This is a genomic window from Pseudomonas sp. B21-047 (assembly GCF_024748775.1).
Lineage (GTDB): Bacteria > Pseudomonadota > Gammaproteobacteria > Pseudomonadales > Pseudomonadaceae > Aquipseudomonas > Aquipseudomonas capeferrum.
Window position 1 is genome coordinate 4,294,251 of sequence record NZ_CP087169.1, and the last position, 13,444, is coordinate 4,307,694.

Below are 13,444 nucleotides of genomic sequence, written 5' to 3' on the forward strand. Positions count from 1 at the left end.
GACCTCTGCCACCGCGAAACGCTTCGTTTCGAGCTTGCTGTTACGAGCGGTCTGCGCAGGCTCGCGCCTCAGACGGCAACCAGACGCACACTGCCACCCTCACCAATGCCCAGGGCGTCGGCCGCATCGCGCCCCAGGCTGACCGGTTTGCCGGGCACCCAGTCGAGCTCCAGCAACACTGCACGGTAGTCCTGCAACTGGCCGTTGCACACCAAGTACGGGCGCCCGCCCTTGACCGGGGCATCTTCAAGCTTGACCGGCACCACACGGCTCTGGGCAATCGAGCGAATGCCCGAAGCCCGCGCATGCAAGGTCGGCCCGCCGTCGAAGATGTCGATGTAGTGCTCGGTCTCGAAACCTTCACGCATCAGGATGTCGAAGGTGATCTGCGCCCGCGGATGAACCTGGCCCATGGCTTCCTGGGCTTCGTCGGGCAGCAGCGGCACATAGATCGGGTAGTGCGGCATCAGCTCGGCCAGGAACGTGCGGCTCTTCAACCCGCACAGGCGCTCGGCGTCGGCGTAGTTGAGGTCGAAGAAATTGCGCCCTATGGCATCCCAGAATGGCGATTCGCCCTGATCATCGCTGTAGCCAACGATCTCGGTCACCACCGAGTCGGCGAAGCGCTCCGGGTGCGCGGCCATGAACAGCAGGCGGCCACGCGAGTTGAGCTCGGCCCAGCCACTGCCGACCAGTTCAGGCAAGACGTAGAAGCTGGTCAGCAGGCTGTTGCCGGTCAAGTCATGGCACAGCGACAGGACATGGATCTTGTTGTGGATCTTCAGCTCGCGCGAGGCGTGCACGAAGGTCTCGTTACGGAAACTGTAGAACGGCTCGGAGTAGCCGGCCGAGGCGACGATGGCCGAACAGCCGGCAAGCTTGCCGGTGACGCTGTCTTCGAGCACGAAGAAGTAGCTTTCTTCGCCATTGAAGCTGACCTCGGCGGCGAAGGAGGTTTCCGACGCGGCGATCTTGTCGCCCAGACGGGCAGAATCGTCCGGCAGCGAGGTGACACCAATGGGGCTGTCGGCAGCCATGCGCTGCACTTCGTTCAGGTCAGCCATTTGCGCGGGGCGCATCACCAGCATGGTGTCACTCCTTTGGTAAAGCGGGCCGCTTAAGGCGGCACGAAAAAACGGCGGGCGCGCGATTGACACTGCAAGCACGCGCCCGCGCTGGAATTCAGGTATCGCCGGCCCCTTCTGGGCCGACGACAGGACCGCAGGCTTATCAGCCCTGGGTCAGTGTGGCCACGGCGCGTTCGAAGCGGTCCAGGCCTTCATCGATGTCGGCGTCTTCAACCACCAGGCTAGGCGCGAAACGCACCACGTCCGGGCCGGCTTGCAGCACCATCACCCCTTCTTTCTCGGCGGCGTTGAGCACGTCCTTGGCCTTGCCCTTCCAGGCGTCGGTCAACACGCAGCCAATCAGCAGGCCAACGCCACGCACCTGGGTGAACAGGCTGTACTTCTGCCCGATCTGCTCCAGACGGGCCTTGAAACGCTCGTGCTTGGCCTTGATACCGGCCAGGGTTTGCGGGGTGTTGATCACGTCCAGCACGGCGCAGGCAACGGCGCAGCCCAGCGGGTTGCCACCATAGGTGGTGCCGTGGGTGCCGACAGCCAGGTGCTTGGCCAGCTCGGTGGTGGTCAGCATGGCGCCGATCGGGAAACCGCCGCCCAGGCTCTTGGCGCTGGTCAGGATGTCGGGGGTCACACCGTAGTGCTGATAGGCGTACAGCGAACCAGTACGGCCGACGCCGGTCTGCACTTCGTCGAAGATCAGCAGTGCATTGTGCTCATCGCACAGCTTGCGTGCGCCTTCCAGGTAAGCCTTGTCGGCCGGGACCACACCGCTCTCGCCCTGGATCGGCTCGATCACCACGGCGCAGGTCTTGTCGGAAATCTGTGCCTTGAGCGCTTCCAGGTCGTTGTACGGCACATGGCTGATGCCGGTGATCTTCGGCCCGAAGCCGTCGGAGTACTTCGGCTGGCCGCCGACGCTGACGGTGAACAGGGTGCGCCCGTGGAAGCTGTTCACGGTGGCGATGATTTCGTGCTTTTCAGGGCCGAAACGGTCATGGGCAACGCGACGGGCCAGCTTGAAGGCGGCCTCGTTGGCTTCGGCACCGGAGTTGCAGAAGAAGGCTCGGTCGGCAAACGTCGCGTCCACCAGTTTGTGGGCCAGGCGCAGCGCCGGCTCGTTGGTGAATACGTTGGATACGTGCCAGAGGGTGTTGGCCTGCTCGGTCAGTGCCTTGACCAGTGCCGGATGGCAGTGACCCAGGGCGTTGACGGCGATACCGCCAGCGAAGTCGATCAGCTCGCGACCCGACTGGTCCCAGACTCGGGAACCCTCGCCTCGCACAGGAATGAAGGCCGCCGGCGAATAGTTGGGGACCATGACCTGGTCGAAATCGGCACGTTGCACCGGGGCTTGCTCAACGGACATCTGAGTCTCCTGAAGAGGAACGCTGGCCTGGAAGTGGCGAGCGATGGGGGGATTGTAAGGACTGATGGGCGCCTGTCCTTGCGGCCAAGCGACAACTTGTTACAGCGCAAAACCCTGTTTTACCCAGGCTTTCGGCAATGCGACAAACACTGTCGCAATCGCGCAGTGTAACGGGAGTGGGTGGCTGGGTGAACGGGTGTTCACACCGGGATTGGATGCTGCCGGCACCGACCCATTCGTGGGGCCTGCACCGTCAGACAAGCGTCAACCCTTCTCGGCGGGCGCCGAACTCAACTCGAACGGGCTGCTGTTACGCCGCTGGTTGCGGTCTTCACGCGGCGTCGCGCCAAAGAAATTGCGGTACGCACTGGAAAAATGCGGCCCCGAGGAGAACCCGCACGATAAGCCGATCTGGATGATCGACTTGCTGGTCTGCATCAGCATCTGCCGCGCTTTGTTAAGCCGCAGCTCGAGGTAATACTGGCTGGGTACCCGGTTCAGGTACTGCTTGAAGATGCGCTCCAGCTGCCGACGCGACACGCACACATGCTGAGCGATCTCGTCGGTGGTCAGCGGCTCTTCGATATTGGCTTCCATCAGCAATACGGCCTGGGTCAGCTTGGGGTGGCTGGAGCCCAGGCGGTTCTGCAACGGAATACGCTGACGCTCGCCCCCCTCGCGGATACGCTCGACCACCAGTTCTTCAGACACCGCCCCCGCCAGCTCCGCACCATGATCACGGGCCAGCACGGCCAGCAACAGATCAGTCACCGCCATACCACCACAGGCGGTCAGGCGGTCACGGTCCCAGTCGAACAGGTGGCTGGTGGCGATGACCTTGGGGAAGCGCTCGGCAAAATCGTCCTGCCAGCGCCAGTGCACCGCCGCACGATAACCGTCGAGCAGGCCAAGCTGGGCCAGCGGATACACACCGGCCGACAAGCCGCCGATCACGCAACCACTTCGCGCCTGCTGCTTGAGCGCGGTCGACAGCACCGAGCCGACGGCCTGCGGTGGCTCGTCGGCCAGCAACAAGAGCTTCTGACAGCCCTCCAGGCGGCCATTCCACGGCTCGCCCGGCAGGCGCCAGGCACCCTCAACGGCAGGCTCGGCCTGAAGAAAGGCCAATTCGTAGACCACATCCGGATGCACCCGCTGGGCCACCTGCAACACTTCCTCGGCCAGCGCCAGGGTCAAGGGCTTGGTGCTGGGCCAGATGAGAAAACCGATTCGCTGGGTGGTCATAGGGTGCGGTCCGAAACCTGGGGTCGTTCGAGTCTGTGGCGCAGGGTCAGGCTGCGCTCGCTGCGCAGCATGCCCTATTCTGGTGCAAAGATGCAGCGTTCTTTACTTGAGGCTGCCGGAGAGGAACTGCTTGAGCCGCTCCGATTGCGGGTTGGCCAGCACCTCGCGCGGGCAACCGGTCTCTTCCACCAGGCCCTTGTGCAGGAATACCAACTGGTTCGACACCTCGCGGGCAAAGCCCATCTCGTGGGTCACCACCACCATGGTCCGGCCTTCCTGGGCCAGTGCCTGCATGACCTTGAGCACATCACCCACCAGCTCGGGGTCGAGCGCCGAGGTCGGTTCGTCGAACAGCATCACCTCAGGCTCCACGGCCAGGGCACGGGCAATCGCCACGCGCTGCTGCTCGCCACCGGACATGTGCCCCGGGAAGGCATCCTTGCGGTGGGCGACACCGACTTTGGCCAGGTAGTGCTCGGCCTTTTCCAGGGCCTCTTTCTTGTTCATCCCGAGCACGTGCACGGGGGCCTCGATGACGTTTTCCAGCGCAGTCATGTGCGACCACAGGTTGAAATGCTGAAACACCATCGACAGGCGCGAGCGCATGCGCTGCAACTGACGCGGGTCGGCCGCCTTGAGTGCGCCATCCTTGCCGGCGACCAGCTTTAACTCTTCGTTGTTGAGCAGGATCTTGCCGGCGTGGGGCTGCTCGAGCAGGTTGATGCAGCGCAGGAAGGTCGACTTGCCCGAACCGCTGGAGCCGATGATGCTGATCACATCGCCAGCCTTGGCCGCCAGGGACACGCCCTTGAGCACTTCATGGCTGCCGTAACGCTTGTGCAGGTCTTGGACTTCGAGTTTGTACATGCTGTCGATTCTCACAGAGCGGTCAGTGCTTGCGCGGCGCCAGGTAGCCGAGCCAGCGGCGTTCGGCCATCTTGAACAGGCGCACCAGGATGAAGGTCAGGCACAGGTAGAACACGCCCGCCGTGATGTAGGCCTCGAAAGGCAGGTAGTACTGGGCATTGACCGTGCGCGCCGCGCCAGTGATGTCGATCAGGGTAACGATCGAGGCAAGGCTGGTGGTCTGCAGCATCATGATCACTTCGTTGCTGTACTGCGGCAGCGCCCGGCGCAAGGCCGACGGCAGCAGGATGCGCCGGTACATCTTGAAGCGCGACATGCCCATGGCCTTGGCTGCCTCGATCTCGCCATGGGGCGTGGCCTTGAGGCTGCCGGCGATGATCTCTGCGGTGTAGGCACTGGTGTTGACGGCAAAGGCCAGGCAGGCGCAGAAGGTGGCACTGGACAGCATCGGCCAGAAGATACTCGCGCGCACCGCTTCGAACTGGGCCAGGCCGTAGTAGATCAGAAACAGCTGCACCAGCATCGGCGTGCCGCGAATCACATAGGTGTACAGCCAGGCACTGAGGTTAACCAGCGGCTGCTTGGACACCCGCATCAAGCCCAGCGGAACCGCTGCGAGCAGGCCGAAGAACAGCGACAGCGCCAGCAGCTTGAGGGTGGTCAGCAGCCCGCCGAGGTACAGCGGCATGGCCTCCCACACCACGTTGTAGTCGAAGATCATAGTTCAACCACCTTGACGCCCACCGAGTAGCGTTTTTCAAGATACTTCAAGGCCAGCAGCGAGACACTGGTCAGCACCAGGTACATGGCCGCCACCGCCAGAAAGAAGGTGAAGGGTTCGCGGGTGGCGTCAGCCGCCTGCTTGGCTTTGAACATCATGTCCTGCAGGCCGACCACCGAGATCAGCGCCGTGGCCTTGGTCAGCACCAGCCAGTTGTTGGTGAAGCCCGGAATGGCCAGGCGGATCATCTGTGGCACCTGGATGCGGAAGAACACCTGAAGGTTGCTCATGCCATAGGCCACGCCGGCTTCGGCCTGACCCTTGGGGATGCCGAGGAAGGCGCCGCGGAAGGTTTCCGACAGGTACGCGCCAAAGATGAAGCCCAAGGTGCCGATGCCCGCAGCCAGCGGGTTCAGGTCGATGTAGTCTTCGTAGCCAAACAGCGGCGCTACCCGGTTGATGATGTCCTGCCCGCCGTAGAAGATCAGCAGGATCAGTACCAAATCCGGAATACCACGGATCACCGTGGCATACATATCGCCCAACCAGGCCAGCCAGCGCACCGGCGACAAGCGCAGCGCCACGCCAATCAGGCCGAGCACGATGGCCAGGGCCATCGACGACAGGGCGAGCTGCAGCGTCAGCCACGCCCCGTCGAGGATGACTGCCCCGTAGCCTTTCAACATGATGAGGTCCTCGACCTAAAGAATGAAAAATGGTGCAAACCTCAGAGCCTCTGCTGTTTGCACCATTGCACAGGTGAAACCCGACGTCTTAGTTCGAGTCTGGACCGTAGATGTCGAAGTTGAAGTACTTCTTCTCGATTTCTTTGTACTTGCCATTGGCACGGATGGCGTCGATGGCCGCGTTGATGCGGTCGACGTTGGCCTTGTCACCCTTGCGCACGGCAATGCCAATGCCGTCGCCGAAGTACTTGGCGTCGGTGAACGCTGGGCCAACGAAGGCGAAGCCTTTGCCTGCGTCAGTTTTCAGGAAGCCGTCTTCCAGCAGGGTGGCGTCAGCCACCGTGCCATCGAGGCGGCCGGCAGCCACATCCAGGTAGATTTCGTTCTGGGTGCCGTAAGGAACCACGGTGGCACCTTTGGCGCCCAGCACTTCCTTGGCGAAGCGGTCATGGATCGAGCCGCGCTGCACGCCGATCTTCTTGCCCTGCAGTTCGCCCAGGCTGTCGCTGACGGTGGTGCCTTCCTTCATCACCAGGCGTGCTGGGGTCAGGTAGTAGCGGTTGGTGAAGTCGACCGACTTCTTGCGGTCTTCGGTAATCGACATGGACGACAGAATCGCGTCGATCTTGCGCACCTTCAGTGCCGGGATCAGGCCGTCGAACTCTTGCTCGACCCAGGTGCACTTGGCTTTCATCTCTTCACACAGGGCATTGCCGATGTCGTAGTCGAAACCGGCAATGCTGCCGTCGGGCTGCTTGAAGGCAAAGGGTGGGTAGGCGGCTTCGATACCGATTTTCAATGGTTTTTCATCGGCCTGCGACACCAGGGAAAACACGGACAGCGCCAGGGCGCCAAGCAGTGCGAGCTTCTTCATCAGGTAACTCCATCGGTACGGGGCAATACAAGGCAGGTAACGGCTGCCCGATATGCGAATGGGTACAACGCGAGCCGCGCAGGGTCGGTCGGAGACCACGAGCGAGTGAGTGGCATTTTAACGACAGCCCGGTAGTCGATATTTCTTCAAAGCGACAACTACTTACAGAAGCGCTTGAAACCGCTGCGGGCGATGTTGACAGCCATTGCAAGATATGCAAGAGCGCAAGAATTAGAACCCATTGAACTAGCAAATACTGGGCCTATTATTGGCAAAGCCTTGTGTCACGGCAAGTGCAGCGTACCACCCAGGCAAAAATGCCTGCAAAAATGCACCGAAAGTGGGCCGAACTGTTTCCTCGCGCCCCGTTTGCGATCACCCAAGGTGACAGAAGAGTTACCGATGAATGTCGGTAACAGTAAAGCAAAAACCCCGCCGGTTGCCCGAGCGGGGTTTTTATCAGGGCCTCAGGGGGGCGTGCCACAACCCCCTGCGCATCACGCCGAAGCCAGGTTCATCGCTTTGTGCGTGTCGATCAGGTGCTGTACCACACCCGGGTCGGCCAGGGTCGAGATATCCCCCAATGAGCCGTACTCCGCCGTGGCGATCTTGCGCAGGATACGCCGCATGATCTTGCCCGAGCGGGTCTTCGGCAGCCCAGGCGCCCACTGGATCACGTCCGGCGAAGCAATCGGCCCGATCTCCTTGCGCACCCAGTTTTTCAGCTCCAGGCGCAGTTGCTCGCTGGGCTCCACGCCGGCATTGAGGGTGACATAGACATAGATGCCCTGCCCCTTGATGTCGTGCGGCACACCCACCACGGCCGCCTCGGCAACCTTGGCGTGGGCAACCATGGCACTTTCGATTTCGGCAGTGCCCATGCGGTGGCCGGACACGTTGAGCACGTCATCCACACGGCCGGTGATCCAGTAGTAACCATCCTCGTCGCGGCGCGCGCCGTCACCGGTGAAGTACATGCCACGGAAGGTCTTGAAGTAGGTGTCGACGAAACGGTCGTGATCGCCATACAGCGAACGCGACTGGCCCGGCCAGGAATCGAGGATCACCAGGTTGCCTTCGGCGGCGCCATCGATGAGGTTGCCCAGGTTGTCCACCAGCGCCGGCACCACACCGAAGAACGGACGGGTTGCCGAACCCGGCTTGAGGCCGGTGGCGCCTGGCAACGGGCTGATCAGGATGCCGCCAGTTTCGGTCTGCCACCAGGTATCGACGATCGGGCAACGCTCTTTGCCGACCGCCTTGTAGTACCAGTTCCATGCCTCGGGGTTGATCGGCTCGCCGACCGAACCCAGCAGGCGCAGGCTGGAACCATCGGCGCCGTCAACGGCCGCCTGCCCTTCGGCCATCATGGCGCGAATCGCGGTAGGCGCGGTGTAGAGGATGTTGACCTTGTGCTTGTCGATGATTTTCGACACCCGGGTGATGTCCGGGTAGTTCGGCACACCCTCGAACAGCAAGGTGGTGGCGCCGTTGGCCAGCGGGCCGTAGACGATGTAGCTGTGGCCGGTGACCCAGCCCACGTCTGCGGTGCACCAGTAGACCTCACCCGGGCGGTAGTCGAACACCCGCTCATGGGTCAGCGCGGCATACACCAGGTAACCCCCCGTGGTGTGCAGCACGCCCTTGGGCTTGCCGGTGGAGCCGGAGGTATAAAGGATGAACAGCGCTTCCTCGGCACCCATTTCTTTCGGCGCGCAGTGGCTGGAAGCCACTTTCATCAGGTCTTCGTACCAGATGTCGCGGTGCTGGTGCCAGGCAATCTCGCCACCGGTGCGCTTGCACACGATGATCTTCTGCACGCTGTTGGTTTCAGGGTTGGTCAGGGCCAGGTCGACGTTGCCCTTGAGCGGGGTACGACGGCCGCCGCGCAAGCCTTCGTCGGCGGTGATCACTACCTTGGACTTGCAGTCGATGATTCGGCCGGCCAGCGCCTCGGGGGAGAAGCCGCCGAATACCACCGAGTGGATTGCACCGATGCGGGCACAGGCCAGCATGGCGACCACGGCCTCGGGGATCATCGGCATGTAGATGGTCACCACGTCGCCGCGGTGCACGTCCTGGCCACGCAAGGCGTTGGCAAACTTGCAGACCTGCTCGTGGAGCTCGCGGTAGGTGATGTTGCGGTGCTCGGAAGGGTCGTCGCCTTCCCAGATGATCGCCAACTGGTCGCCACGCTCTTCAAGGTGGCGGTCCAGGCAGTTGGAGGAAACGTTCAGAGTGCCATCGGCAAACCACTTGATATCGACATGGTGGTCATCGAAGGAGGTCTGCTTGACCTTGGTAAACGGCTTGATCCAGTCCAGACGCTGGGCCTGCTCGCGCCAGAAGCCGTCCGGGTTGATCACCGATTGCTGGTACATGGCCTTGTAGGTGGCCTCGTCGGTCAGGGTAGTGGCCGCAACCTCGGGACGAACGGGATACAGTGGAGCCGCACTCATCTGTGTTACCTCGGTGTAATAGTTGTTTTTGTATGGAACCGTTTGTAACTGTACCAGAGCGACAAAAGCCATTCGACGTTGGTAGTAAAGCGGCCGAATTTGGTACTGACGTACGAGCAGAGCGCTCTAGCTAGCGGCTCGTAGCCCTGGCCCGAAAAAAGCAGGGTGCTTTTGGGGTGATTGTTACAGATTCTGTCAAAACACTTTATCAAAAGGCCTACTGTTTCAGCGCAAGCCGCCCCCCTAAAATTCATCTCGCCAACAACGGCAAGGCGATTAACTTCTGGTAACAGCCCCCACGAAGGCAAGCGTTAATCCCCCTCTACTTCGATAGTTAAAACCCGCAGCACGTGCGGCGTTACAAACCCCGCGCACCCCCTCACGACCTTAGACAGGTAAATAGAAAATGAAAGCTTTACTGGTATTGGTACTTGGCAGTCTTTGCGGCGCGGCAATGGCCGGCGAAGCAAACGATGCCGAGCAGATTCCGGTTGAACAGTACAGTTATTCGCAGCACCTGGACATTGCCCGCGTCATCTCCATGAGCGAAGTGCCCAACGTCTGTGAAGTCGTGCCCGCCCGCATGACCTACGAGGACTCCAAGGGCCAGACGCACATTCTTGAATACCGCGTGATGGGGAATGGCTGCTCTAACGGCTAACCCTTGAGATCAGGGCCCCGCTGGGGCCCTTCGCGGGCAAATCCGCTGCCACACGCCATTCAAACTTACATCGACGACTATTATTCTGGCGTCTTGCCCAGCGAATAATCACGCAACTTGTTGGCAATGGTCGTGTGCGAAACACCCAATCTTTTGCCCAATGCGCGGCTACTTGTAAATTCCCCCATCAAACTTTCCAGTACGGCCTTTTCAAAGCGCCCGACAATCTGCGAAAGGTCCCCTTCCAGGGAAAACTCCCCCAGCGGTTGACGCACGCCATAATCGGGCAAACGAATATGCTCGCTTTTAACCACACCGCCTTCACATAACGAAACCGCCTGGAACAATACGTTTTCCAGTTGCCGCACATTACCGGGCCAGTGGTACTGGCTGAGTTTATCCATTGCTGCCGGCAGCAGGCGCGGCAACGCGCAGCCAATTTGTCGGCTGGCCTGATCGAGAAAGTGCTGCACCAGCCCTTCCAGCCCATCCATGCACTCACGCAAGGGCGGAATGTGCAAAGACAACACATTGAGGCGGTGATACAGGTCCTGGCGGAACTCGCCGCGTGCGCACAACTCGGACAAGTCCACCTGGGTCGCGCAAATGACCCGCACATCCAGGTACACCTCTTCATCACTGCCTACCCGGCGAAAGCAACCGTCCTGCAGAAAACGAAGCAGCTTCACCTGCAGCCGCGGGCTCATCTCCCCGACCCCATCGAGAAACAGCGTACCGCCAGCCGTCAGCTCCAGCAGCCCCAGCTTGCCTTCGGCCCGCGCCCCTTCGAAGGCACCGGGCCCGTAGCCAAACAGCTCGGTCTCGGCCATCGACTCGGGCAACCCCGCGCAATTGAGCGCCATCAGCGGCGACTGCCCACGCGGGCTGGCCAGGTGACAGGCGCGCGCCAGCAGCTCTTTACCGGTGCCCGTCTCGCCTTCGATCAGCAAGGGTGCATCCAGGGGCGCCATGCGCCGCGCCTCACGCACCACCGCCGCCATCACCCGCGAGCTCTGGAAGATACTGTCAAAGCCGCGCAACTCCTGCTTGCGCACGTTATAGATACGCTCACCGATACGGTCGGCGCGGTGCAAAGTCAGCACCGCGCCGGCCAGCGCCTCGCTGTCGTCATGCTCGGATTGCAACGGCGCGATATCGGCGAGAAACACGTCGCCCTTGACCTTGACTCGCAAGCCGTTGATGCGCGACTTGTTGGCCCGCACCAGTTCGGGCAGGTCGAAGTCTTCGACATAACGCGCCAGCGGCATGCCCGGCACCTCGTCGACGCGCACCCCGAGCAACTGCGCCGCCGTTCGGTTGGCGGCAACGATGCTGCCGCCCATGTCGATCGACAGCACAGGGAAGTCCAACGCGCCCAGTAAAGCATTCAGCTCCATGTGCCGACGCTCACTGGGCATCAAACCCACGCGCTTGACGCCAAACACCCCGGCAATGGCCTCGAATTTCGGCCGCAGGGCCTGGAACTGCAGGTTGATCAGGTTCGGGCAGTGCAGGTAGATGGCATTGCCATGATCCCCCCCCACCTCGCCGCGCAGCACGTTGATGCCGTACTCCACCAACAGGTTGAGGATGTCGCGAAGGATGCCGATGCGGTTCTGGCAATGCACTTTGATACGCATGAGAGCTCTCTAAGCGCCGATGTTTTTCACCTGGGCGCGGAAAATTCGTAAAGATAAGCTGACAAAAACAGGCAAACCATCAGCCCTATGCCCCGGATTTTCCGTCACGCGCGTCGTTTTGTAAAATTTTCGTTACGAACAGCTGCCAACCCAACACCTGACAGAAACACCTACCCCCGTGCAAATTGCCGGATGAGGGGATATTCCTAGGGTAAGCACATAACAAGAAAAGCCCTCACCAGGAGAGCCACATGAAACAGACGCAATACGTGGCACGCGAGCCCGATGCGCATGGTTTTATCGACTACCCGCAGCAAGAGCATGCGGTGTGGAATACGCTGATCACCCGTCAGCTGAAAGTCATCGAAGGCCGTGCGTGCCAGGAATACCTGGACGGCATCGACCAGCTCAAGCTGCCCCACGACCGCATCCCGCAACTGGGCGAGGTCAACAAGGTGCTGGGCGCCACCACTGGCTGGCAGGTCGCCCGCGTACCGGCACTGATCCCCTTCCAGACCTTCTTCGAATTGCTGGCCAGCAAGCGCTTCCCGGTTGCCACGTTCATCCGCACCCCGCAAGAACTGGACTACCTGCAGGAACCGGACATCTTCCACGAGATCTTCGGCCACTGCCCGCTGCTGACCAACCCCTGGTTCGCCGAGTTCACCCACACCTATGGCAAACTCGGCCTGGCCGCGAGCAAAGAGCAGCGCGTGTACCTGGCACGCCTGTACTGGATGACTATCGAGTTCGGCCTGATGGAGACCCCGCAAGGTCAGAAGATCTATGGCGGCGGCATCCTTTCCTCGCCGAAAGAAACGGTCTACAGCCTGTCGAATGAACCGGAACACCAGGCGTTCGACCCGATAGAGGCGATGCGCACGCCGTACCGCATCGACATCCTGCAGCCGCTGTACTTCGTCTTGCCCAACCTCAAGCGGCTGTTCGACCTGGCCCATGAAGACATCATGGGCATGGTTCAGCAGGCCATGCAGCTGGGCCTGCACGCCCCCAAGTTTCCACCCAAGGTTGCTGCCTGAAGCCACCCTGATAACAACTCGAACTGGAAAAGTAATCATGAATGCCTTGAACCAAGCCCATTGCGAAGCCTGCCGCGCCGATGCACCGAAAGTCAGCGACGAGGAACTGGCAGAGCTGATTCGCGAAATCCCGGACTGGAACATCGAAGTGCGCGACGGCCACATGGAGCTGGAGCGCGTGTTCAAGTTCAAGAACTTCAAGCATGCCCTGGACTTCACCAACGCCGTGGGTGCAATCGCTGAAGCCGAAGGCCATCACCCTGGCCTGCTGACCGAGTGGGGCAAAGTCACCGTGACCTGGTGGAGCCACTCGATCAAGGGCCTGCACCGCAACGACTTCATCATGTGCGCGCGTACCGACAAGGTTGCCGAGTCGACTGAAGGCCGCAAGTAACACCTGAAGACGGGGCCGCTGTGCCCCCCCCTATACGGCGTTCCGGCGCGAAGGGGGGGCACAGCGGCCCCGTTTTTTTGTAAGACAAATGTCCGTTATTCGCCCGTAAACCCGACAAGCGAACGGGAAAAAGTTCAAACTGTCATCTAGACTGCTGTATCCTGCCCCAGCTTTCCGAAGCCCTAAACGCGCCTGGCGCAGCCTTTTCACTCACACTTGCGAGGAACGACGAGATGCATGAAATCCCGAATCTTCCCTTCCCAAGCCTGAACCCAGAAGAGCAAACCGTTTCCGTCCACGCCGAGCCGACGCCTGCCGTCGACCAGGATGGTGACGATCAATCCAGCGCTGATCAGGAATAAACCGCGCATCACAACTGTGTGAAAACGGCTGACCTGCGGGCCAC

13 protein-coding genes are annotated in these 13,444 nt (G+C 61.0%); 4 read left to right on the forward strand and 9 right to left on the reverse strand.

The features are described 5' to 3' along the window. Nucleotides 1-68 precede the first annotated feature (68 nt). From aruF to acs, 8 genes are all read right to left on the reverse strand, one after another. Entirely contained in the window at nucleotides 69-1,088 is a 1,020-nt protein-coding gene (gene aruF, locus LOY26_RS19515) for an arginine/ornithine succinyltransferase subunit alpha (RefSeq protein WP_047583454.1), read from the reverse strand. A 142-nt stretch (nucleotides 1,089-1,230) separates the two neighbouring features. Beyond that, the gene (locus LOY26_RS19520) at nucleotides 1,231-2,451 is read right to left on the reverse strand and encodes an acetylornithine transaminase (protein WP_186663958.1); all 1,221 of its coding nucleotides are present in this window, start codon (nucleotides 2,449-2,451) and stop codon (nucleotides 1,231-1,233) included. A 264-nt stretch (nucleotides 2,452-2,715) separates the two neighbouring features. Then, a complete protein-coding gene (gene argR / locus LOY26_RS19525) occupies nucleotides 2,716-3,696 on the reverse strand; it encodes a transcriptional regulator ArgR (protein WP_033699568.1) in 981 nt (326 codons plus the stop codon). A gap of 102 nt (nucleotides 3,697-3,798) precedes the next feature. Then, nucleotides 3,799-4,563, reverse strand: coding sequence for an arginine/ornithine transport ATP-binding protein AotP (gene aotP / locus LOY26_RS19530; protein WP_186657974.1), 765 nt, complete (start codon nucleotides 4,561-4,563; stop codon nucleotides 3,799-3,801). 22 nt (nucleotides 4,564-4,585) lie between these two features. Next, nucleotides 4,586-5,284 carry an ABC transporter permease gene (locus LOY26_RS19535; protein WP_186657978.1) on the reverse strand — a complete coding sequence of 233 codons (699 nt, stop codon included), beginning with the start codon at nucleotides 5,282-5,284 and terminating at the stop codon, nucleotides 4,586-4,588. After that, nucleotides 5,281-5,970 carry an ABC transporter permease gene (locus tag LOY26_RS19540; RefSeq protein ID WP_033699572.1) on the reverse strand — a complete coding sequence of 230 codons (690 nt, stop codon included), beginning with the start codon at nucleotides 5,968-5,970 and terminating at the stop codon, nucleotides 5,281-5,283. Before LOY26_RS19540 ends, LOY26_RS19535 begins: the two co-directional genes overlap by 4 nt. Before the next feature lie 88 nt (nucleotides 5,971-6,058). Continuing rightward, nucleotides 6,059-6,844 carry an ABC transporter substrate-binding protein gene (locus tag LOY26_RS19545; RefSeq protein WP_033699573.1) on the reverse strand — a complete coding sequence of 262 codons (786 nt, stop codon included), beginning with the start codon at nucleotides 6,842-6,844 and terminating at the stop codon, nucleotides 6,059-6,061. 497 nt (nucleotides 6,845-7,341) lie between these two features. After that, complete coding sequence (acs, locus tag LOY26_RS19550) at nucleotides 7,342-9,303, reverse strand: acetate--CoA ligase (protein WP_033699574.1); 1,962 nt, start codon at nucleotides 9,301-9,303, stop codon at nucleotides 7,342-7,344. Between the two features lie 406 nt (nucleotides 9,304-9,709). Here acs and LOY26_RS19555 point away from each other — a divergent pair, with 406 nt between their 5' ends. After that, the gene (locus LOY26_RS19555; protein WP_033699576.1) at nucleotides 9,710-9,964 is read left to right on the forward strand and encodes a DUF2790 domain-containing protein; all 255 of its coding nucleotides are present in this window, start codon (nucleotides 9,710-9,712) and stop codon (nucleotides 9,962-9,964) included. A gap of 80 nt (nucleotides 9,965-10,044) precedes the next feature. On the opposite strand, the gene LOY26_RS19560 is transcribed toward LOY26_RS19555, so the two are convergent. Then, nucleotides 10,045-11,604, reverse strand: coding sequence for a sigma-54-dependent phenylalanine hydroxylase transcriptional regulator PhhR (locus LOY26_RS19560; RefSeq protein ID WP_033699577.1), 1,560 nt, complete (start codon nucleotides 11,602-11,604; stop codon nucleotides 10,045-10,047). A 251-nt stretch (nucleotides 11,605-11,855) separates the two neighbouring features. Between LOY26_RS19560 and phhA the strand changes: the two genes are divergently transcribed. From phhA to LOY26_RS19575, 3 genes are all read left to right on the forward strand, one after another. After that, the gene (gene phhA / locus LOY26_RS19565) at nucleotides 11,856-12,644 is read left to right on the forward strand and encodes a phenylalanine 4-monooxygenase (protein ID WP_033699579.1); all 789 of its coding nucleotides are present in this window, start codon (nucleotides 11,856-11,858) and stop codon (nucleotides 12,642-12,644) included. Between the two features lie 37 nt (nucleotides 12,645-12,681). Next, nucleotides 12,682-13,038 (forward strand): 4a-hydroxytetrahydrobiopterin dehydratase, encoded by a 357-nt coding sequence (locus LOY26_RS19570; protein WP_258714012.1) that lies wholly within the window; start codon nucleotides 12,682-12,684, stop codon nucleotides 13,036-13,038. Between the two features lie 233 nt (nucleotides 13,039-13,271). Beyond that, entirely contained in the window at nucleotides 13,272-13,400 is a 129-nt protein-coding gene (locus tag LOY26_RS19575) for a hypothetical protein (RefSeq protein WP_077068497.1), read from the forward strand. Nucleotides 13,401-13,444 lie beyond the last annotated feature (44 nt).